Origin of the sequence: Enterococcus caccae ATCC BAA-1240 (assembly GCF_000407145.1) — a bacterium.
Classification (GTDB): domain Bacteria; phylum Bacillota; class Bacilli; order Lactobacillales; family Enterococcaceae; genus Enterococcus_L; species Enterococcus_L caccae.
The window spans coordinates 407,311-428,554 of record NZ_KE136473.1 but is presented as its reverse complement, the minus strand read 5'-3'; the positions used below and the strand labels follow the sequence as shown (position 1 = coordinate 428,554).

At 36.1% G+C, this 21,244-nt stretch carries 20 protein-coding genes, 1 tRNA gene and 1 other annotated feature; of the genes, 8 read left to right on the top strand and 13 right to left on the bottom strand.

Annotation, left to right across the window (positions count from 1 at the left end):
- Positions 1–12 precede the first annotated feature (12 nt).
- Positions 13–378 (bottom strand): DUF1033 family protein, encoded by a 366-nt coding sequence (locus tag I580_RS07545; RefSeq protein ID WP_010771362.1) that lies wholly within the window; start codon positions 376–378, stop codon positions 13–15.
- A gap of 225 nt (positions 379–603) precedes the next feature.
- Between I580_RS07545 and I580_RS07540 the strand changes: the two genes are divergently transcribed.
- On the top strand, positions 604–996 hold the full coding sequence (locus I580_RS07540) for a hypothetical protein (protein ID WP_010771361.1): 393 nt from the start codon (positions 604–606) through the stop codon (positions 994–996).
- A 26-nt stretch (positions 997–1,022) separates the two neighbouring features.
- On the opposite strand, the gene mnmA is transcribed toward I580_RS07540, so the two are convergent.
- From mnmA to I580_RS07515, 5 genes are all read right to left on the bottom strand, one after another.
- Positions 1,023–2,147 carry a tRNA 2-thiouridine(34) synthase MnmA gene (mnmA, locus tag I580_RS07535; RefSeq protein ID WP_010771360.1) on the bottom strand — a complete coding sequence of 375 codons (1,125 nt, stop codon included), beginning with the start codon at positions 2,145–2,147 and terminating at the stop codon, positions 1,023–1,025.
- Positions 2,148–2,599: 452 nt separating this feature from the next.
- Positions 2,600–2,941, bottom strand: coding sequence for a DUF1831 domain-containing protein (locus I580_RS07530; RefSeq protein ID WP_010771359.1), 342 nt, complete (start codon positions 2,939–2,941; stop codon positions 2,600–2,602).
- An 85-nt stretch (positions 2,942–3,026) separates the two neighbouring features.
- The gene (locus I580_RS07525) at positions 3,027–4,169 is read right to left on the bottom strand and encodes a cysteine desulfurase family protein (RefSeq protein WP_010771358.1); all 1,143 of its coding nucleotides are present in this window, start codon (positions 4,167–4,169) and stop codon (positions 3,027–3,029) included.
- An 84-nt stretch (positions 4,170–4,253) separates the two neighbouring features.
- A complete protein-coding gene (rarD, locus tag I580_RS07520) occupies positions 4,254–5,150 on the bottom strand; it encodes an EamA family transporter RarD (protein ID WP_010771357.1) in 897 nt (298 codons plus the stop codon).
- Positions 5,151–5,282: 132 nt separating this feature from the next.
- Positions 5,283–6,248 carry a ribose-phosphate diphosphokinase gene (locus I580_RS07515; protein ID WP_010771356.1) on the bottom strand — a complete coding sequence of 322 codons (966 nt, stop codon included), beginning with the start codon at positions 6,246–6,248 and terminating at the stop codon, positions 5,283–5,285.
- A 241-nt stretch (positions 6,249–6,489) separates the two neighbouring features.
- Between I580_RS07515 and I580_RS07505 the strand changes: the two genes are divergently transcribed.
- The 4 genes from I580_RS07505 to efaA all read left to right on the top strand — a co-directional run bounded on the left by I580_RS07505 (position 6,490) and on the right by efaA (position 10,358).
- Complete coding sequence (locus I580_RS07505; RefSeq protein WP_010771355.1) at positions 6,490–7,674, top strand: serine hydrolase domain-containing protein; 1,185 nt, start codon at positions 6,490–6,492, stop codon at positions 7,672–7,674.
- Between the two features lie 148 nt (positions 7,675–7,822).
- Entirely contained in the window at positions 7,823–8,578 is a 756-nt protein-coding gene (locus tag I580_RS07500) for a metal ABC transporter ATP-binding protein (RefSeq protein WP_010771354.1), read from the top strand.
- Positions 8,575–9,432: a metal ABC transporter permease gene (locus I580_RS07495; protein ID WP_010771353.1), complete on the top strand. Its 858-nt coding sequence runs from the start codon at positions 8,575–8,577 to the stop codon at positions 9,430–9,432. Before I580_RS07500 ends, I580_RS07495 begins: the two co-directional genes overlap by 4 nt.
- Entirely contained in the window at positions 9,429–10,358 is a 930-nt protein-coding gene (gene efaA, locus I580_RS07490; protein WP_010771352.1) for an Mn/Fe ABC transporter substrate-binding lipoprotein EfaA, read from the top strand. Before I580_RS07495 ends, efaA begins: the two co-directional genes overlap by 4 nt.
- A gap of 116 nt (positions 10,359–10,474) precedes the next feature.
- Here the strand turns inward: efaA and I580_RS07485 are convergent, their stop codons facing one another.
- The 6 genes from I580_RS07485 to I580_RS07460 form a co-directional block, all read right to left on the bottom strand.
- A complete protein-coding gene (locus I580_RS07485; protein WP_010771351.1) occupies positions 10,475–12,013 on the bottom strand; it encodes an ABC-F family ATP-binding cassette domain-containing protein in 1,539 nt (512 codons plus the stop codon).
- 802 nt (positions 12,014–12,815) lie between these two features.
- Positions 12,816–14,006, bottom strand: coding sequence for an amidohydrolase (locus I580_RS07480; protein WP_010771350.1), 1,191 nt, complete (start codon positions 14,004–14,006; stop codon positions 12,816–12,818).
- Positions 14,007–14,021: 15 nt separating this feature from the next.
- Positions 14,022–14,855, bottom strand: a complete 834-nt coding sequence (locus tag I580_RS07475) for a MetQ/NlpA family ABC transporter substrate-binding protein (protein WP_010771349.1) — start codon at positions 14,853–14,855, stop codon at positions 14,022–14,024.
- 26 nt (positions 14,856–14,881) lie between these two features.
- Positions 14,882–15,562, bottom strand: a complete 681-nt coding sequence (locus tag I580_RS07470; RefSeq protein ID WP_010771348.1) for a methionine ABC transporter permease — start codon at positions 15,560–15,562, stop codon at positions 14,882–14,884.
- A 22-nt stretch (positions 15,563–15,584) separates the two neighbouring features.
- Positions 15,585–16,655: a methionine ABC transporter ATP-binding protein gene (locus I580_RS07465; RefSeq protein ID WP_010771347.1), complete on the bottom strand. Its 1,071-nt coding sequence runs from the start codon at positions 16,653–16,655 to the stop codon at positions 15,585–15,587.
- Positions 16,652–17,500: a MetQ/NlpA family ABC transporter substrate-binding protein gene (locus tag I580_RS07460; protein WP_010771346.1), complete on the bottom strand. Its 849-nt coding sequence runs from the start codon at positions 17,498–17,500 to the stop codon at positions 16,652–16,654. Before I580_RS07460 ends, I580_RS07465 begins: the two co-directional genes overlap by 4 nt.
- Before the next feature lie 68 nt (positions 17,501–17,568).
- Positions 17,569–17,820: a binding site (T-box leader), on the bottom strand.
- Positions 17,821–18,315: 495 nt separating this feature from the next.
- On the opposite strand from I580_RS07460, the gene I580_RS07455 reads away from it, so the two are divergent.
- The 3 genes from I580_RS07455 to I580_RS07445 all read left to right on the top strand — a co-directional run bounded on the left by I580_RS07455 (position 18,316) and on the right by I580_RS07445 (position 19,550).
- Positions 18,316–18,388: transfer RNA gene (locus I580_RS07455), tRNA-Thr, on the top strand.
- A 261-nt stretch (positions 18,389–18,649) separates the two neighbouring features.
- Entirely contained in the window at positions 18,650–18,982 is a 333-nt protein-coding gene (locus I580_RS16720) for a YrdB family protein (RefSeq protein WP_081630666.1), read from the top strand.
- A gap of 73 nt (positions 18,983–19,055) precedes the next feature.
- On the top strand, positions 19,056–19,550 hold the full coding sequence (locus I580_RS07445) for a GNAT family N-acetyltransferase (protein ID WP_010771344.1): 495 nt from the start codon (positions 19,056–19,058) through the stop codon (positions 19,548–19,550).
- A 330-nt stretch (positions 19,551–19,880) separates the two neighbouring features.
- On the opposite strand, the gene rpoN is transcribed toward I580_RS07445, so the two are convergent.
- Entirely contained in the window at positions 19,881–21,206 is a 1,326-nt protein-coding gene (gene rpoN, locus I580_RS07440; protein ID WP_010771343.1) for an RNA polymerase factor sigma-54, read from the bottom strand.
- Positions 21,207–21,244 lie beyond the last annotated feature (38 nt).

Here is a 21,244-nt window from a genome sequence, read left to right as displayed (position 1 = left end):
TCTTAATTCTTTTTAAACTAAACTCGATTTACAACATTTCGGCTTCGCACAATCATTATGGCGTTCATGAAAATCATCGCCACTTTCGAATGTCACAGCTTGCAGATCTTTTAACAAAGCTAAGCCTTTATATTGTTGCAGATCTTCATCACATTCTTCACACCAGCGTTCATCACCATTATTCCAAAACGCTGCTAAGTAATTCACTTTTGTATTTATGTACTCATATGTTGAAGAAAGTTCTTGCCATTGTTTTATGTAGTAACGTTCCGCATCTTCTAAACAATCAAAGGTTTTATTTTCTTCGATATCTTCTTGCCAGTCTTCAAAAAACCACCAAGGTTCATTATCGCCGTACATGGTAACCACTTGGTACATTAATCTATCACTCCAATTCTTTCTACAAAAGCTATTCTAGTCACTTAGTGCAAAACTTTCAACTTAAGTGCTTGTGAAATAGTTTTTGTTTAAACGTTCATTATTTTTATTTTATCACAGGATCAAGCAAAGCTAAGAAAAACAATTGATTTTCTTGGTATTTCATTGCGAACGGAATGAGCATTTGCTAAAATATGGAAAGAGTAGAAAGGAACGTTTCTGATTATGAAAAAACCTGTATTTTGGAATTCGATCGCTATTTATTTACTATTATATAATAATATTTTACTTATCATATCATTGATTTTGGCGTTGAAAGCTGTAGTTGAAGGTAATGGACGCTTTGGATCAGAAGTTTGGTATCAGATAGCTGTTTTTTTAATTTATATTATTGAAATTGCGGGATTGATGACAGGGGGGAAAAAAGGCTACCTCTTCTCTATACTTTTTATTCCATTTATTTTTTTAATGTACTTTTACCCACCAATGATGGTCAGTATGTTTCCGAAAATGATTATGCTAGCGTTTCGTGTCGTTGAGTTATGTTCGATGTTTTATCTTATTTTTTCACCAGAATCGAGAGCTTATTTTCGTAACTGTAATCAAAAAAACGAGTAGGAAAAAATTCCTACTCGTTTTTTTGATTAAATATATTGCAATACTTTTTCTTCTTGATACGCTTGATCGATCAAACCGCCACCAAGACATTCCATTCCATCATAAAATACAACTGCTTGTCCTGGAGTGATTGCTCGAACTGGCTCTGAAAAAATAACTTTGGCTGTTGTTCCGTCACCCGTTAACACAACTTTAACTGGAATATCATCTTGACGATAACGGAATTTCGCTGTACATTCAAATTCTCTCGGCATTTCTGAGTCAACAGTGAAATGAATTTCACTTGCATCTAAATGCGTTGCGTATAATTGTTCATGATGAAAGCCTTGTCCAACATATAATGTGTTCGTTGCTAGATCTTTCCCCACTACAAACCAAGGTTCTTGTGAGCCTTTGCCCCCGCCAATCCCTAAACCTTGACGTTGTCCGATCGTATAATACATCAAACCATCATGTTGCCCTTTGACTTCTCCATCTAAAGTAACCATATTCCCTTTGTTAGCAGGTAAATAGGTACTTAAAAATTGTTTGAAGTTCTTTTCTCCGATAAAACAAATACCTGTTGAGTCTTTTTTCTTCGCAGTTGCTAAATCAGCGCGTTCCGCGATTGCTCGAACTTCTGATTTTTCCATGCCTCCTAAAGGAAACATTGTTTTAGCTAATTGTGCTTGAGATAATTGACTCAAGAAATACGTTTGATCTTTATTATTATCCACACCACGTAACATACGTACAGTGCCGTCTTCTTTTCGTTCTACTTGAGCGTAATGTCCAGTCGCTACATAATCTGCTCCTAGTTGCATTGCATACTCTAAAAAAGCTTTGAATTTAATTTCTTTATTACACATCACATCAGGATTTGGCGTCCTTCCCAAACGATATTCTTTAAGAAAATATTCAAATACACGATCCCAATATTCCTTTTCAAAGTTTACAGAATAGTAAGGAATACCGATTTGATCGGCAACTTTTGCTACATCCTTGTAATCTTCGGTGGCTGTACACACACCATTTTCATCCGTGTCATCCCAATTTTTCATAAAGATACCCACGACATCATAGCCTTGCTCTTTTAAAAGCAATGCTGTAACAGAAGAATCTACACCTCCGCTCATGCCTACAACGACACGAGTTTTGCTGTTATCTGTCATTTGATCACCATCATTTCAATTTAGATTCTGAACTCATCTACGATTTGAAGGTCGTAACTTTTCAGTGATACTTATTATACTAGTATTTTAGAAGAAGTAAAGGTATTAAGAGTGGACAACTTACTTCTTAATCAAATTTTTCTGCATTTTGAACGCAAAAAAATAAGCTCGGGACAAAATTAAAAAGCAGTTTTGTTTTGAGCTTTAAATCCGGATAAACGGTGGGAGCAGAAGTAATCCCTTCGGAAATAAGCCGAAATTGCTGTAAAACACAACGAGGAACGAGTTGATGTTGCACAGTACCTACTTGGTCACAAAAATTTGAAGAGCACCGATTAGGAATCATTCAACATCTGAATTAAAAATTCCGTGTTTCTTGTCATTTTCGTGAATTCCTTCTTATTTCTCGGGATTAAACACTTCTGTCCCATCCTCATTTTCAGAATATAACATTACGCTTTCTCAAAAACCCCACGACTGATCATGCCATCCATCAAGAAATAAAATTTTTCTTGACTCATTGCATGAGAGTCGCTTTTGAAAATATTCATCGCTTTCAAACCGTTAGCTGTTGTCACAGACATTTTCAATGTTTTTAAGTCTTCTGCGATCGTAATTTTTAATTTAAAGCCTTCTTTACTTTGGGGTGTTGCATCCAATGGACGAATCAACTGAAAATTCCCTGAATTCGTTTCAGTGAAGCCATTATCTTTCAATGTGTATTTTTTTGCTTGTTCATTTACTTTATAAAATACCGTACAACCTTCTACTGTTGCTTTTTCTTTAAATGCCATTTTTCCACCTCTTTATTTATTGTCTCTTTTATTATAGTTGGTACGCTTTCTTTTTGCTAGTTTTAATCTGACTTTTCTGCAATTACTACTTTATTTTATTGATTATATCAATTAATATAGCCGTTAATCGCTTGATTTGAGCGTCATCGTTTCCTAATCCAAAACTAATTCGGACAGATTCTTTGATAGCTGGATCGTTTTTGCCATACATTGCTTGTAGAACATGAGAAGGATCAACTGTTCCTGCAGTACAAGCCGACCCTGTTGAGATCGCTATACCTTGCAAATCTAAGTGCATCAATAATAAATCACTTGCTACACCTTTAAATTGTAAGTTTAAAATATGGGCTAACTTATTTTCAGGATTACCATTGATCCGGTAATCAATCTGTGCTTTATCCAGTTCAGTCAAAATAATTCGTTCAAATTCACGATATTGTTCATGTCGTTTTTCTTTTTCAGCCTCTGTCAAAAGTTCGACTGCTTTGCCCATTCCAGCAATACCAGCTAAATTTTCCGTTCCAGCTCGCCGCTTTTCTTCTTGTTCCCCACCGTGTAAAAATGACGGTAAAAAAATGGCATCATTTTTAAATAAGAAGCCTACACCTTTTGGCCCATTGATTTTATGAGCAGAAATACTCAGTAAGTCAATGCCCAATTCATGAGGTAAAATCCGCTCAGAACCATATGCTTGTACAGCATCTGTATGAAAAATTGCTGGATGTTCCTTCATCAACGCTCCGATTTCTTTGATTGGCATTAAATTGCCTATTTCATTATTGCCATACATCACGGAAACCAAAATTGTATCGTCCCGCAAAGCGGCTTCAAAATCTGTAATAGCGAGATTCCCCTCTGTGTCGACAGGTAAGTACGTCACTTCAAACCCCAACTCTTCCAGATACTTCATTGTTTCTAAAACAGCAGGATGCTCAATAGCTGTTGTAATCAAATGCATTCCCTGCTCTTTTCTAGAAAGTGCCGTTTCAATGATTGCGGTGTTATCCCCTTCTGTACCACCACTATTAAAGATAATTTCGTGCGGTTTTACTTCAAGGCTTGCCGCAATCCCTTGACGGATATCTTCTAACTTGCGATGGGCTTGTCTGCCAAATGTATGGATACTAGACGGATTGCCAAATGTATTGGCCATTTCACTGGCCATTATCTCAATAACTGCTGTATGCGCAGGTGTCGTTGCTGCATGATCTAAATAAATGGGTTCCACTGAACTCGTCCTTTCTGAATCCTTTTTAATGGAATTAGTTTAACATAACTAGAAATGTTCCTCAAAGAATGATTCTTTTATCAACTATTTTACAAAACGTTTTTCTTTTCGATACGTATAAATATTGCCATACGTAAAAACGGCTATACCTGCCCAAATAAAACCAAATGCGATAAATTGATCTGCTGAATAGGGTTCATGATATAAAAATAGCGCAGAAATCAACATTAAGGTTGGTCCTACATATTGAATAAAGCCTAAAATAATATAAGAAATCTGTTTTGCCGCTTGTGCAAAAAGCAATAAAGGAATTGCCGTAACGACTCCTGCACCCATTAACAACAGATTAGTCGATAATTCATAGTTCATAAACCCTTGTCGTGAAAAGAATAGTAGATAGACCAAAGCCACGGGTAAAATGACAAACGTTTCAATCGTCAACCCTGTATACGAACTCACAGTAACTCCTTTTTTGATCAATCCATAAAAACTAAATGTCACAGCCATGATAAGTGGCGCTAACGGAATTTCACCAGTTTGAATCGTTAGTAAAATGACCCCCAGCAAAGCTAATCCGCATGCAATCATCCCTGAACGACTTAATTTCTCTTTCAAAATCAGAGTTGCCAATAAAACGTTCACTAGCGGATTCATATAATAACCCAAACTTGCTTGGGTCACATGTCCCTGACTGACTGTATAAATAAACGTGAACCAATTGACTGAAATCAAAATAGCTGCGCAAATAATAGCAAATAATTTTTTCTTATCTTGTATCACAGATTTGACCTCAATCAGAAATAGCGACCATCTTTTTGTGACTAAAATGTAAATAATCATAAATAAAAACGACCAAACAATGCGATAACATAATATATCTAATGGATCAACCGTAGGCAACAACTTCCAATAAATTGGAATGATTCCCCAAAATACATACGCAATAAATCCTAATAAAACACCTTTTTTCTGTTCTTTCACACGTGGAGCTCCTTCCCTTTACTTGTACCATTTTTTCATAAGTATTCTTATTTGATTACAATAAATATTAAAAAGAAGTTCAGTCTAAAGCAATAGCTGAACTTCTTTCCTGATTTAAACGGATTGTTGTTATTATTTTTCTTCTAAACGAAACAATGGACTCATTGGTATATTTTCATGAATTCGTTTCACTGCTTCACCCATCAGCTCAGCACACGATACAATATTCAACGCTTTTGGCTTACGATCTTCGGAAATAAAGACAGAGTCCGTCACGCAAATTTGTTCGATCGGTGAAGCATCTAATGTCTCTTTCGCTCCTTTAGATAGTAAACCGTGAGATGCGCAAGCATAAATACATTTTGCTCCGTTTTCTTTTAAAATCTCAGCAGCCGTTGCCATTGTGCTACCAGAATTTAAAATATCATCGACTAAAATACACGTTTTGCCTTTAACTTCTCCAATAACATAACCTGAGCGTACACCATCAACTTCGTCTTGATCAATGATCGCAAGCGTCGCATCTAAATACTCAGATAAGCTTCTCGCACGCTGCACGCCACTATTTTTGGGAGAAACGACCACAATGTCTTCCCCCGTCAACTGTTGCTGACGATAATTGTGTGCAAAAAGTGGCATCGTAAACAGGTTATCGACTGGAATATCAAAGAACCCTTGCACTTGAACCGTATGTAGATCTAGCGTCAATACACGTGTTGCACCTGCTTCTTCTAATAAATTAGCAACTAATTTTGCGGTAATTGGTTCTCTTGGTTTAGCCGTTCGATCTTGTCTAGCATATCCATAATATGGCAACACCACATTAATTGTTTTGGCACTTGCTCGTTTTAACGCATCAATCATGATCAACAACTCCATTAAATTGTCGTTGACAGGAAGGTTAGTAGACTGAACAAGAAAGACATGGTCCCCGCGAATACTCTCTTCAATATTGATTTGAATCTCTCCATCACTAAATTGGCGCACCGTACTTTTTCCAAGCTCAGTCCCGACAACTTCAGCAATTTTTTCTGCTAAAGGGCGATTGGCATTCAAACTAAAGATTCGTAATGTTTTATCCTGGTATTTTTGGGTCATGATTTCCTCCGTGATCTCGATATTTTTCTATTCTTACAATTGAAAACTTCATTTCCTATTCTACCATTGATTCAGTAAAAAATCATGGATCTTTTTCTTTCTTGTGACAAATATTTGAAAATATATCGATGATTGAGCGAAGAAATTTCGTGCTTACAAAACTGTTCGTTAAATCCATTAGAATCAACTTGTTTTTCACAGAACCCTGAGTACAATAAAGAATAATCGGAGGTGATTGATCATGCATCAAAAGAAACATCATAAAAAAAGTAATTCCTTGATCCCAGCTATAGTTGTATTAGTTTTGATTGTTCTTGTAGGGGCAGAGCTATACCTTTTATTTTTTCCTAATGATACTGCTATTATTTCTCATAACCATACGCAGAAATCAACAGCTCAAACGATACCCCCCACTCCAACACTGACTAACGATGCTACACAGGCAAAAAATTTTAATCAAGAAGTTCAGCCCACTTCAGACTTAGCAAAACAGCTAAACCAAAAACTGGAAAATGGACAATTTATTGGAACGGCTTTAGTGATTAAAAATGAACAGATTATTCTTCAAAAAGGCTTTGGTTATGCCGATTTTGACAAAAAACAACCAAATACTTATCATTCTCTTTTTCAGATTGGTTCAATTCAAAAAGCGATGACAGCGACACTTATTTTACAACAAATTCAATCGGGAAAACTTTCGTTGGATGAAACCTTAGACCGTTTTTACCCAAACATTCCGAACAGTCAAGACATCACAATTAGACAATTACTTTCAATGTGTTCAGGTTTGTATCAAAAAAATAAACCTGCAATTATGATGTCTGATGATGCTTTTCTCCAATTTGGCATTTCTAATGCTATCATGGGCACCTATGGTAAATTCAAATATGACGCAATTAATTACTATCTCTTAGTTGGCATTTTAGAGCAACTAACGGGTAGTTCATACCGAACACTATTCAATCAAACATTTATTCAAAAACTACAGTTATCCCATACTTATTTTTACAACGACTTCATAAGTTCAAACGATCGAACGTACCCTTATGAAAAAACAGATGGTAAAAATTACGGAACCCAAATTGCAGATAAACCAATACTGTTTAATCAAGAAATTGGCACAGGTAGTGTCGGCATGACTGTGGGTGATTTATATTTATTTTTCTCTAGTTTTTTATCAGGGGATTTTATCAATAAACATACGTTTGATTCGTTTTGGACATCCGAAACACTAGAAAAATTTGCTGGTGGTATTTATATGTATAACGATTATATTAGAGCTCACGGGGTCGAAGAAGGGTTTGAACCCAATGTTTACATTTCAAAAGATAAACAAAACGTAGTCATTTTATTCACAAATCAGTATCCTAAAAATCAAACTTATACCGCCTTAGGGAAAGAAATCTTTGATTCATTAACTCCTTAATCAGCACAACACTAACTAAACGAACGATCCAAAAAGCAAGTCCATGCTTTTCGGATCGTTTTTTTAGGCTAACCTAAAAAATGGATTGATTTTAATCTAACTTTATCATATACTTATTTTAAGGCAAACCTAAAAAGGAGGTTTTTTTATGTCTATAATCAATAATAACATTACAATTGACCATTTAACTGTTAGTTACCAAGGGCAAAAAGCCTTGATTGATATTTCTCTACAAATCCCTGCTGGAAAAATCACAGGAATCATCGGCCCAAACGGAGCTGGAAAGTCTACCTTTCTAAAAGGGATGCTTGGATTGATCAAAGCAGATACTAGATCTGTTTTGACTGGCGAAGTGCCCATTGATACACAAAAAAAACGGATTGCTTACGTGGAACAACGTAGTGCCTTAGACTTATCTTTCCCAATCAATGTGATGGAAGTTGTTCTTTTGGGTACTTACCCAAAACTAGGTCTTATGAAACGCCCCAAAAAAGAAGACAAAGAAAAAGCAGTAGCTGCTCTTAAAACGGTTCAACTAGAAGAATTCGCCAAACGTCAAATTGGAGAGTTATCTGGTGGACAGCTACAACGCGTTTTTATTGCGCGTGTATTAGCTCAAGAAGCAGATATCATTGTTTTAGATGAACCTTTTGTGGGAATTGACATGACCAGTGAAAAAGTCATCATGGAGATTTTGAAACAGTTAAAAGAAGCTGGAAAAACCATTGTGATTGTTCATCATGACCTTCACAAAGTTGCACATTACTTTGATGAAGTCATCATCTTGAAGAAAAAATTGATTGCTTACGGACCTGTTTCAACAACATTTACCAACAAAAATATCCAATTAGCCTATGGTGAAACGATGGGCGATATCATTATCAAAGGAGTGGCTGATGTATGATTGCAAATTTTATTGATGGCTTGGTTCGTTACCAATTTTTACAAAATGCTTTGATCACGTCGATTATTGTTGGATTGGTGTCAGGGATCATTGGCTCATTTATTGTACTACGTGGCATGTCTTTAATGGGTGATGCCATTTCTCATGCTGTATTACCAGGAGTAGCAGCTTCTTATATGTTAGGTGTCAATTATATCTTTGGTGCCTCTATTTTTGGTATTTTAGCGGCTTTATTGATTGGCTTTATCACTCAAAAAAGCCAGTTAAAAAATGATACAGCTATTGGTGTTGTTTTCAGTTCATTTTTCGCGTTAGGAATCATTATGATCTCATTCGCAAAAAGTTCAACTGATCTTTATCACATTCTATTTGGGAATGTTTTAGCCGTTCGTGATTCAGATATTTTGATTACTGTTGTCGTTGGAATCATCGTGTTGATCTTTGTTGGCTTGTTCTATAAAGAGCTACAAATCACCTCTTTTGATCCAACAATGGCGCAAGCTTATGGGCTAAATGTTCAATTTTTCCATTATGCCTTGATGTTTTTATTAACCTTAGTGGCTGTTTCATCTTTACAAACAGTGGGAACGATTTTAGTGATTGCCATGTTGATCACGCCTGCTGCTACGGCTTACTTGTTGACGAATCACTTGCCTACTATGATTACGTTGGCTTCTCTTTTTGGGATACTAAGCTCGATCATCGGTTTATTCTTTAGTTATTCATATAACTTAGCTTCAGGTGCTACGATCGTTTTAACTGCAGCAGCATTTTTCATTATCGCTTTTCTATTTTCCCCTAAAAAAGGACTATTTTTTGTCAATAAACAGAAAACGGAGGAACCTACATTATGAGAAAGAAAATACTTTTTATTACGGCACTAGCTAGTTTATTTTTACTAGCTGCTTGTCAGTCTAAGTCTACAGATACCTCAGATAAAGAAAAAATCAATGTTGTCGCCACTAACTCGATTCTTGCTGATATGGTTGATAATGTTGGGAAAGATTTAGTCAATTTACACAGTATCGTCCCAGTTGGAACAGATCCACATGAATATGAGCCATTGCCGGAAGATGTTGCCAAAGCCTCTGAAGCGGACGTTTTATTCTTCAATGGATTAAACTTAGAAACTGGTGGAAATGGCTGGTTCAACAAACTAATGGAAACAGCTAAGAAAAAAGAAGATCAAGACTTTTTCTCCGTTAGTAAAAAAGTTGAACCAATGTACTTAACGAGTACTGGACAAGAAAATGAACAAGATCCACATGCTTGGTTAGATATTCAAAACGGCATTGCTTATGTAGAGTCAATCAGAGATACCTTGAGCAAAAAAGACCCTAAAAATAAAGAAACCTATGAAAAAAATGCCAAAGAATACATTGAAAAACTGTCTGCTTTAGACAAAGAAGCCAAAGAAAAATTCGCAGATATTCCTGAAAACAAAAAGTTACTAGTCACAAGTGAAGGTGCTTTTAAATACTTCTCGAAAGCATACGGATTGACGGCTGCCTACATTTGGGAAATCAATACAGAAAGTCAAGGAACACCTGATCAAATGAAACAAATCATCGATCAAATCCACAAAACAAAAGTCCCTGCTCTATTTGTTGAAACAAGTGTCGATAAACGTAGCATGGAACGAGTGTCAAAAGAAACAAGTTTGCCGATTTACAGTACGATCTTTACCGATTCTATTGCTAAAAAAGGCGAAGATGGTGACAGTTATTATGCCATGATGAAATGGAATTTAGATAAGATCCATGATGGATTGATGAAATAAAAAAAGAGCCCGTAACAAAACTGATTGTTCGTTTTGTTACGGGCTTTAACTCTGAATAAACGGCGATAAAAAAGCAGCTCCTTCGGAAATCCCCCCTTTTGTCTCGACCTCTTTTATTATCGAATCATTTCTTCAATATTGATGACACGATCTGTGATATCTGTATAAAATTCTTCCTCATGAGAAACGATCACAATCGTTCCTTGATACTGTTGAATCGCTTGACGCAAGCTGTCTTTCGCTGCTGCATCAATATGATTCGTTGGTTCATCCAAGAAAATAAGATTACTTGAATCCATTGTCAGCTCACTTAGTTTTACTTTTGTTTGTTCTCCCCCACTTAGTAAACGCAGTTGCTGATTTACTAACTTATCAGGCAATCCACATTTTGCTAAATACGTACGGATTTCTTTCACTGTTTTTTTAGGAAAACAATCACTTAAATAGGCTAATGGAGTCAGATAGTCATTTTCCCACGTCAAATCTTGGGAGAAATAAGCGATTTTAGTATTCGCTGGATACTGATACTCCCCACTGATCGGTTGAATTCTACCAGTTAGAGTTTTGATCAACGTTGATTTACCAATGCCGTTAAATCCTTTAATGGCTACTTTTTCTCCACTATGCACAGATAAATTGATCGGAGCTAATAATGGTTCGTTGTATCCAATCACTAATTCATCTGTGATCAATGCTAGGCTTGCGACGATTGGCTTATAGGGAAAGTGAATTTGTGGTTTCATTAAACTGCCTGGAGGTGCCATACGTTCCACTCGATCTAATTGTTTTTGTCGGCTTTTTGCCATAGTCGCACGATTTCCGGCCTTGTATTTACGAATATAGGCTTCTGCTTTTTCAATTTTTGCTTGTTGGGCATGGTATTGCTTTAAATAGCTTTCTTTATTTTGCTCTTTTTGGGCAAATGATTTTTCCACATTCCCTGTATATTTCGTTAATTTGCCAAATTCAATATCACAAATACAATTGGTCACAGCATTTAAAAAGTGATAATCATGGGACACTAAAATAAACGTTCCATCAAAATCATTTAAATAATCGATCAGCCATTGAATATGAGTATCATCTAAATAGTTTGTCGGTTCATCTAATAATAAAACATCAGGTTCTTCTAGTAGCAACTTCGCCAAAATAACTTTGGATCGTTGTCCACCGCTTAACTCATTCATTGGTCGATCTAATCCGATTGCTTCAATTCCTAAACCATTCGCAAGATCATTGATGATCGGATCGATTTGATAAAAATCACTTTCGTCTAGTTGCGTTTGTAAGTTCCCTGCCCGCTCTAACAATTTGTCTGCACTAGTTTCACCATACTCTGTGTACAACTCATTTATCTTCTCTTCGATTTCATAAAGTTCCTTATACGCTTGATGTAAAAATTCATTGATCGTACTATTGCCAATCACCTCGACATATTGATCCAAGTACCCGATTTTCGTATTGTTTTGCCAAGTAATACTACCATCATCTGCCAAAATTTCACCAGTTAAGATCTTGACTAAAGTAGATTTCCCTACACCATTTTGTCCAGTTAGCCCCATATGATCACCTTTATTGACACGAAGGGATGCATCTTCATATAGAATTTTTTCGCCAAAACGTTGGGTTAGATGTTCGATTGTTAATAAACTCATTTTTTTCTTCCTCTTTTCGATTTTTGAGGTTGAGTATAACTCGAAGAGTTATGTCCCACTCACGCTTCATTCATTGTAAATTTCAGTAACTATCAGTTTTTATCTACTCAAAAATTAAAGTTGTTTTGCACAACGCTTTCGTACGTTTAACGTAAAGGTCATTTGTTGTTTATTCAAATAAAAAAACAAGCGATCAAATAGGCTCACCTATCTTATCCCTTGTCATATCGACAAAGGACAACGTACGAAACACGTTGTCCTTTGTTCAGCACTATAAAAATCATGATCATCATCAAAAGCAACACTAAATAAGACTACTGCTTAGTCTCAAAAATTCAGTCTTTATTTTGACGATGAAGCGTTCATTTTATTAGGCTCCACAACAATGCTTCATCACATTCATATGTTGGGAGCTGCTTCTTTTCACAAATTTATCTGAAAGAAAAAACATTCTTAATCACCTTTCTTTACAAAAATAGTTTACCATAATTGTTTTGAAAAGCAAGAATATTGTTGACCATCACGTTAAGCTCTTTGAACGATATGCTGAATTGCTTTGTTAGCCTCTTTATTCAGCTCTTTTAAAAAGATTGGTCTTACAATCTGATTGAGCCAACTAATCAAACGATAGCCACTGCACTTGTCTTTGACCCTCAGATTCTTTGAAACTAAGACTATTCATCTTTATCAGTAAGCCTTCCATAATAATAAAAAACAATTTCATGAAAAACTTCTCCGTCATTAGAAGAAGTAAAAAAAGAAGGATTAAAGTTAGTTAAACCTAAATCCTTCTTTTGGCTTTTTAGCTTAAATACGTCAATGCATAACGCACATGAAATTCCGTTGCTAACGCTAGTCCCGCTTCATCGATATCAAATTTTTCATGATGATGACCATACTGCGTTTCAGGATTATCTAGATTTCGTGTTCCCACACGTCCATAAACCCCAGGTGCCTTAAGTAAAAAATCAGCAAAGTCATCAGCGCCTAAACTCTTCGTATGATCTGTCACAACGTTTTCACTTCCAACAATTTCAGCCGCTACTTTTTGAGCTAATTCAGTTGCTGTATCATCATTGATCAACGGTCCTGCCGCATCATGAATATGAAAAGATGAGATTTTTGTTCGGTGTGCTTGAGCAATTTGATTCGCTATTTCTTCTACACGTTTCAAAACAAACGCTCGTGTTTCATGGCTAAAGGCCCGAACTGTTCCTTCAATTCTTGCATGGTTCGCTACAATATTATATCTCGTTCCAGCATCAAGTACCCCAATACCGACAACAACTGGATCTAACGGGCTCACTTCTCTTGCAGCAATTTTCTGTAATTCAACAACAATACTAGCCGCAGCCAACACCGCATCTCGTCCAACATTTGGTTGTGCCACATGACTACTTAGCCCTTCGACCTCAATTTTAAAAATATCACAAGATGCATTCGTCGCCCCTTTAGTCGCTACTAATTTGCCTATAGGAACGTTAGAATCTAAATGGATGCCAAAAACTTGATCGATATTTTCTACAAAACCGCCATCAACAAACTGACAAGCACCAGCACCAATTTCTTCTGCTGGTTGAAATGCTAGTTTGATTGTTCCTATAAAATCCTCTTTATGGTTTTTTAACACTTTTGCAGCACCTAATAAGGCCGCTGCATGACCATCGTGTCCACAGGCATGATTTAATCCTGGATTTTTAGATTGGTATTCTTTTCCTGTAGCATCTTCTAATTCTAATGCATCAATATCTGCTCTTAAAATGATTGTTTTTCCAGAACCTTTTTCCCCTTCGATCGTTGCTAAAACACCTGTCTCACCAACTTCTTCAAAAGGAATATCCAGCTTGTTCAGTTCTTCTTTGATTCGTTTGATTGTTTCAAACTCTTTCAAACTCGCTTCAGGATATTGATGGAAATGACGCCTAAGCGCGATTACTTCATCTGCATTTTGTTGAATTTCTTCTTGAATCGATTGTTTTGTCAATGTGCTCATCTTCTCGTCCCCCTCTTATTTTCTACCAAACGTTTCCCACGCTGGAATACTTGATCCTTTCGATGTTTCTTCGATCACTTTTTTCGTTGCTTCTTGTTGATAGGTATCTACAACTTTATTGTATGTTTTATTGTCTTCATCTTCCTTACGTGCAACAATGATATTCACATAAGGCTTAGAGGTTTTATCCACAGGCTCTAAGAAAATCGCATCTTTCACTGGAACAAAACCAGCATCAACAGCCATTCCACTATTGATAACAGAAGCATCGATATCTTGAAGTGCTCTAGCCGTTTGTGAAGCATCTAATTCTGTAATTTTTAAGTTTAATTTGTTTTCGGTAACGTCATTTACAGTTGGCGTTTGTTTCTTAGCAGGATCGACTTTGATTAGTCCGGCACTTTGTAGCAATAATAATGCACGTCCGCCATTTGTTGTATCATTTGGAATTGCAATCTCATCACCATTTTTTAATTCTTTCACGTCTTTAATTTTCGAAGAATAAATTCCAAGAGGTGCACTCACTGTATTACCAATAGAAATTAAGTCGGTTTTATGTTCTGCGTTATAGTTATCTAAGAAAATTTGGTGCTGAAATGAATTCAAATCAATTTCCTTCTCGGCCAAAGCTGCGTTTGGTTGTGTATAATCAGAGAATTCGACTAGTTGAAGATCGATTTTATCCTCTTTTAATCGTTCTTTTACAGATTCTAACACTTCATTATTAGCACCAACTACTCCTAATTTTACGACTTCATTTTTATCACTTTTAGCACTTCCAGCAGAACATCCAGCTAATACAAAGCCAATTGTTAAGGCTAATCCAATAATTTTGATTGTTTTTTTCATTTAAAATTCCTCTTTTCTCGTATTTTTTAATGTGATGTTTTTTTGATCAATGTATTACTGATAAATTGGCTAGCAAAGACTAAAACCAAGATGATCAAGGTCGCAACAATCGTGACATCTGTTTGGAATCGATTATAACCTCTAGTAATTGCTAGATTCCCCAGGCCGCCTGCCCCAATCGCACCAGCCATCGCCGTTAACCCAATCAGATTAATGATCGTAACCGATGAAACTCGAATGATACTTGGTAATCCCTCCACTAAATACACTCTAAAAATAATTCCCAGAGGGCTTGTTCCCATTGACTCTGCCGCTTCAATCACCCCTGGATCAACTTCTAATAAAGCATTTTCGATCTGGCGGGCAAAAAATGGAATCACCCCTATCACCAGTGGCACTAATGCAGCCGTTGTCCCAATCGTTGTTCCTGTTAAAAAACGAGTGATTGGCTGAATCAATGCCAGCATGATGATAAAGGGAATGGATCTACAAATGTTGATAATTTTTTCTAAAATATTATATAGAACACTATTTTTTAAAATTCCTTCTGGACCTGTCGCAACTAAAATGACGCCCAGTAATGTCCCTAAAATTCCAGCGATGATTGCTGTCCAAAAAACCATATATAGTGTTTCGATCGTGCTATTGATAAATTCTTGTTTTAATAGTAATACATTGGGAAAATATTGTTGTATTAATGACTGCATTTAAGTCACTCCTTTGTTTTATTTAGATCATATGTAATGGGATAACACTTTCTTTTGGTTCATTCTTTTTTAAAAATTTGATCTTCACACCTTGTTTTTTCAGAAACTCTAAAGCCCTATCTCGCTGAGTTTCTTCTCCCGAAAGAATGACGATCAAATTACCAATTGGCACTTGCTGCAAGATTTCTACATTTCCATATAAAATATTCGTCACCACATGATATTTGCTATAAAGTTGAGCAATCAACGGTTCACTTGTTTGCTCTCCTACATAAGAAAATTCTACCAACACTTCATTTCCACTCAATTTAGTCAAACTAGGATGTTGAATAATTGTTTCCAAGGCTTGATCAATATGTGTCGCTGTTCGGATAAAGTCCTTCGTCAAGGCTTCTTTTGGTTGACTGAAAATAGACACAATATCATTTTCTTCAATTACCTGTCCGTCTTCCATAACAGCTACTTTATTACAAATTTCTTTCACAACTTGCATTTCATGGGTGATCAAAACAATCGTTAATCCTAATTCTTTATTTAATTTCTTTAATAAGTCTAAAATCTGGATCGTTGTTTTAGGATCTAAAGCACTCGTCGCTTCATCACACAATAATATTTCTGGATCATTGGCTAATGCCCTGGCAATGGCTACACGCTGTTTTTGCCCTCCCGATAATTGGCTAGGATAGGCATCTTTCTTTTCTGAAAGTCCTACGAGTTCGAGCAGTCGTTCGATTTTTTCTTTCCGTTGCTCTTTTGAGAGTCCAGAATATTTTAAAGAAAAATCAACATTGGCGAAAATCGTTCGCTCCTTCATCAAATTAAAATGTTGGAAAATCATCCCGATTTTTTTACGCTGCGCTCTTAATTCTTTCGCTGAAAATCCAAGAATATTTTTGTTGTGGATAATCACTTCGCCAGCTGTTGGTCGTTGCAGTAAGTTAATCACCCGAACTAAAGTACTTTTCCCAGCTCCTGAATAACCTACAATCCCAAACACGTCTTCTTTTTCTATTGTTAAAGAGACATTTTTTACTGCCTCAATTTGTTGTTTCTTCTGATAAAAGGTGACATCTATATTTTTTAATTCGATCATTTTTTTCCCTCCTGTAATTCTTTTGGTATAAACCAGTAATTTCCTTGGTTGTGTTTTTGCAAATATTTTTTAAACTCATCTGAATGATAAGCTTTCACTACAGCTTGTGCCCAATCACTTTTTGAATTTTTTTCATCAATCGTTGCGACTAATTCGTAATCCTTTAACACATCCTCTGAAAGTAAACTGTCTTTTGGATCAAGTTTAGCACTGTATACAATACTTCCTGGAATCACTGCGAAATCTAAATCTGCTAAACTTCTGGGGATTTGAGCAGAGGACATTTGGACAAGGTCCAGATTCTTCGAATTGCTCACAATATCTTCTTTTGTCGCCTTTACTGGATTGATTCCTGCTTTTAACTTGATCCAGCCAGCTTTTTGTAAAAGATTAAACGCTCGTGCAGTATTTGAGGCATCGTCTGGAATCCCAATTTTATCGCCGTCTTTCACTTCATCCAGCGTACTTCTTTTACCTGGAAACAGTCCTGCTGGAACGGTTGGGATCGGTGTAATCCCAACCAAGTGAGTCCCTTTATTTTCGTTAAAATTGTTTAGATACGCTGTATGTTGATCAACATTTAAATCGATAGTCCCCTCTGATAGTGCCACATCAGCTTGGATCAATTCTGTAAATTCTGTTTGTTCTATTTGATAGCCGTCTTTTTCCAAAATAGGTTTGACTGCTTCTAAAAATAATTCACTATAGGGGCCAGGTGATGTGCCCACCCGAATGATTTTCGTTTCTTTTTCTTTGTTTGATGCAGCTTTATCTGTGTTACCACATGCTGCAATTCCAACGATTCCCGTTAACACCAACGCAATACTCAATAACTTTTTCTTCATACGATTATCCCTCCATTATTGTTATGTATAAAAAGAAAAAAGCGTCCTCAAATGTATATATTTATACATTTGAGGACGCTTTTGCGTGCTACCACCTCTATTTGATATCTACTCACATAGATATCCTCATCAAGTACGGCGATCCATGATCGATTATACTTTAGTACTATAACGGGTACACTCGTCGCTGTCTTATGAATGATTCACTCGAAGCGCTGCTCAATGGCCATTTTCCAGATTTCGTTTATCGCTTGTTTTCAGCTACCCAAGCTCTCTGTTAGATATCGTTTCATCTGTACTTTCCATTTCATTGCTTTGTTTATTCAGTTGTTTAAAGCATCTAATTACTCTATTTTCATGATGAGTATAAAAATAGCCCTTTACTAGCATACACTAGTAAAGGGCGAATAATCGCGGTACCACCTTTGTTTTAAAGTAATCATCATTACTTTTCTTAGACCAAGTCTTACAACTTGTCGCTTTGATAACGGGTGCTTTCCCGAAGCTGCTTACGTATCAACAGCTTGTCCTCATGAGGCCATCTTCAACTCTTATGCGCTTATCTCTTTTCACCAACCGAGACTCTCTAGTAAAGCACGTCCAAATTTACTCTTCTCTTCAACGGACTGTCATTCTTTTGTTGTTACGTTGTATTCTACTAGAAAATAAATTACATGTCAAATCTTTTTTTTCTCAAGAATTGTTTCACTCGTTGTAGAACATTTTATGACATTTTTTTGATTGAGTAGTGTAAGCGGAAATTGATTGACAAACCTGACTTTCTACGGTAATCTGTTATCTGTATTACTTATATTGCCGCCTTAGCTCAGCTGGTAGAGCACCACCATGGTAAGGTGGGGGTCGCCGGTTCAAGCCCGGCAGGTGGCTTATTGTATAAAGCTGTATCCTTGCGTTCTCAACGGGTACAGCTTTATTTATTTATATTTTCCTTCCCCGAAAGCGCCTATTCTTACTACAAATAAATAGTCTCAATCACTCACGTTTGATAGAACGACAGCCCATGACTGACGAACCGATGACACCTATATATTTTTACTTACATCATTTTTTCGTTATTTTTACATTGACTCTCGCCTTAACTCTAATGTTATGATTAAACAAACCTCTTAAAATGCTTATAGAAAATAGGTGTTTCAAATAGCCAAACTACTTAACGATTGTATCCGTTTCTTACTTGAATCAATCACGATTGGTTTACTGTTAACAGCTACTCTTAAAATCAGCATACCACTCCTAAAAATCATCTTCAGTATCGTTCTTCCACTTGGTGCTATTCTTTTTTGGAGCAACTACATGGCTCCTTTGTCAGAAAGTCGTTTAAATGAACTTGAACGGATTTTAGTTGAAATCATTTTATTCGGAGGTATTGCTTGTCTTACTTTCTTTACTGGAAACAAAAAAATTGCAGCAACTTATTTATTGATCATCACGATAAACACAGTTTTTGATCATGTTCTTTGACTAGATACATGGTTAAAGTAGGCTTGAAAACAAGTATAATAGATGAAATTGACTTTTTAGGAGGAGCAAACTAGTGATTAATACTAAACATTTAACAGTTGATTTTTATCAAAAGGAAGATCAACAACTTTATTCCATTCTGACTCAAGATATTCGTGTCATGCGTTACATCACCGAAAAAGCAGAACCAGAAATAGAAGCCATTGATAATTTCAAAAAAATCTTAACATACAATTCTAGTCATAGCGATCAAACAGGCTACTACAAAATTTTTGATCAAGGAACTTATATCGGCTTTGGTAAATTGTCTTGGGAAGACGAAAATAAAATCGAAATTGGTTATATGCTTCTACCTGAGTACTGGGGACAAGGTTATGCAACACAAATAATAGGTCATTTATTAAACCTGATAAAACAATCTGAACAATTATCTCGAGCTACAGTGTATGCCATAATTGATCCAAACAACGGCGCATCAAAACATCTATTAGAAAAACATCACTTTGTATCTGTCTGGCAAGGAGTCGAAGAGGGCTTACCTTCTGAACACTTAGTTTGGAAATCCTAATCTGTGATTCATTTATGCAAAAGTGAGTGGGACATAACTCTTCGAGTCATATCCCACTCACGTGGAATCCGTATAAATGATGGGAGCAGAAGCAATCTTATCAGAAATAAGCTGAAATTGCTGTAAAACACAACGAGGAATGTGTTGATGCTTTCTCGCTAAAGGCTCGTCGCAGATAAACATTGATGCACAGTACCTACTTGGTCACAAAAATTTGAAGAGCACAGATTAGGAATCATTCAACATCGGAATGAAAAATTCCGTGTTTCTTGTCATTTTCGTGAATTCCTTCTTACTTCTCGAGATTAAACACTTCTGTCCCATCCTTTTTTACGCATCATATCGTTTTCGCTTAGACGAAGCTGGGATTCCCAAATCCTCTCGATACTTGGTCACAGTACGACGTGAGATATCGATTTCTTGTTCTTTTAACAAGTCTACCAATTTCTGATCAGAGAAAGGTTTGGCTTTATTTTCGTTATTCACTAAATCTTGTAATTGTTTTTTGATACTGCTTGTTGAAGTTTCTTCTCCTGTATTATCATTTGATAAACCATGAGAGAAAAACGAACGAAGTTCAAAAATGCCAAATTCCGTTTCTAAATACTTCCCATTGACAGTTCGACTCACTGTAGATTCGTGAATATCCAAAGCTTCTGCAATTTCTCTTAATGTCATCGGTTTTAACGGACGATCTTCTTTAAAAAAGAACTCTTGCTGACGTTGGACGATTTCTGTACCAACTCTCAAAATCGTATCACCTCGCTGAATAATCGTTTTTTCCAGCCATTCGAATTCGTTTCTTTTTTCCTTGATGTATTCCTGTACTTCTTTATCATCTGTAGCTTCCATTCGTTCGAAGTAAGCTTGTTGAAACTGAATGCTCGGAGTTCCAGTTTTATTGGAAATAACAGTTAATTGATTCTCTTTGATTCGCAGTGTTAGATCTGGACGAATATATAACCCAGCAGTCGATTCAAAAATACTGCCTGGCGCTGGTGTTAACGTTTGAATGTAATCAAAAATCGTTTGGATTTCCGATAATGTTACATCAAATTTTTTAGCGATCAATCCCCATTTACGATTAGCTAAATGATCAAACTCTTCCTCAATTACAATATAAGCTAATTCTGGCGCACTATCATCTCGTTCAACTTGTAACAGTAAGCACTCACGCAAATCTCTTGCGCCAACTCCTGCTGGATCCAATTGCTGAATCAAAGTCAAAGCATCTAACATTTCAATCGCTGTTGCTCCTGTTTTTAGAGTTGCCTCCTCCAAGTCAATCATCAAGTAACCGTTTAAATCAATAGATTCAACTAAAAACAATACAAGTGTACGTAAGTAAGTATCACGATAATTCAAATGAATCTGATCGATCAAATATTCAAAAAGCGAGGTATGACTATCAGGAATTTGATTCAAATAATTATTTTCTTCATTAGTATATGTTCGATTGCTAGAACTCGGAAAATCGCCATAGTTTGTCTCAGTTTGGATATCAATCAAAGGATTTTCCAGTGATTTGGCTTCTATAAATGCAAAAAGTTCTTCTGAATTGTACTGTAAAATCTGGATTGACTGCTGTAATTGTTGGGTCATTGCAAGTTTTTGGACTTGTTTTTGCTGTTGTGATAAATGTTGTTCAAATTTCATTATTTTGGTCCTTCCCCTTGTAATTTATCAAATTATCA

What these genes read in the sequence shown, in the direction of transcription:
- efaA (WP_010771352.1), top strand. Translation starts at nt 9,429, where the DNA reads ATGAGAAAGAAAATACTTTTTATTACGGCACTAGCTAGTTTATTTTTA.
- mnmA (WP_010771360.1), bottom strand. Translation starts at nt 2,147, where the DNA reads ATGACAGATAACAGCAAAACTCGTGTCGTTGTAGGCATGAGCGGAGGT.
- I580_RS07485 (WP_010771351.1), bottom strand. Translation starts at nt 12,013, where the DNA reads ATGAGTTTATTAACAATCGAACATCTAACCCAACGTTTTGGCGAAAAA.
- I580_RS07465 (WP_010771347.1), bottom strand. Translation starts at nt 16,655, where the DNA reads ATGATCGAATTAAAAAATATAGATGTCACCTTTTATCAGAAGAAACAA.
- I580_RS07540 (WP_010771361.1), top strand. Translation starts at nt 604, where the DNA reads ATGAAAAAACCTGTATTTTGGAATTCGATCGCTATTTATTTACTATTA.
- I580_RS07475 (WP_010771349.1), bottom strand. Translation starts at nt 14,855, where the DNA reads ATGAAAAAAACAATCAAAATTATTGGATTAGCCTTAACAATTGGCTTT.
- I580_RS07505 (WP_010771355.1), top strand. Translation starts at nt 6,490, where the DNA reads ATGCATCAAAAGAAACATCATAAAAAAAGTAATTCCTTGATCCCAGCT.
- I580_RS07530 (WP_010771359.1), bottom strand. Translation starts at nt 2,941, where the DNA reads ATGGCATTTAAAGAAAAAGCAACAGTAGAAGGTTGTACGGTATTTTAT.
- I580_RS07500 (WP_010771354.1), top strand. Translation starts at nt 7,823, where the DNA reads ATGTCTATAATCAATAATAACATTACAATTGACCATTTAACTGTTAGT.
- I580_RS07495 (WP_010771353.1), top strand. Translation starts at nt 8,575, where the DNA reads ATGATTGCAAATTTTATTGATGGCTTGGTTCGTTACCAATTTTTACAA.
- I580_RS07460 (WP_010771346.1), bottom strand. Translation starts at nt 17,500, where the DNA reads ATGAAGAAAAAGTTATTGAGTATTGCGTTGGTGTTAACGGGAATCGTT.
- I580_RS07480 (WP_010771350.1), bottom strand. Translation starts at nt 14,006, where the DNA reads ATGAGCACATTGACAAAACAATCGATTCAAGAAGAAATTCAACAAAAT.
- rpoN (WP_010771343.1), bottom strand. Translation starts at nt 21,206, where the DNA reads ATGAAATTTGAACAACATTTATCACAACAGCAAAAACAAGTCCAAAAA.
- I580_RS07545 (WP_010771362.1), bottom strand. Translation starts at nt 378, where the DNA reads ATGTACCAAGTGGTTACCATGTACGGCGATAATGAACCTTGGTGGTTT.
- I580_RS07515 (WP_010771356.1), bottom strand. Translation starts at nt 6,248, where the DNA reads ATGACCCAAAAATACCAGGATAAAACATTACGAATCTTTAGTTTGAAT.
- I580_RS07470 (WP_010771348.1), bottom strand. Translation starts at nt 15,562, where the DNA reads ATGCAGTCATTAATACAACAATATTTTCCCAATGTATTACTATTAAAA.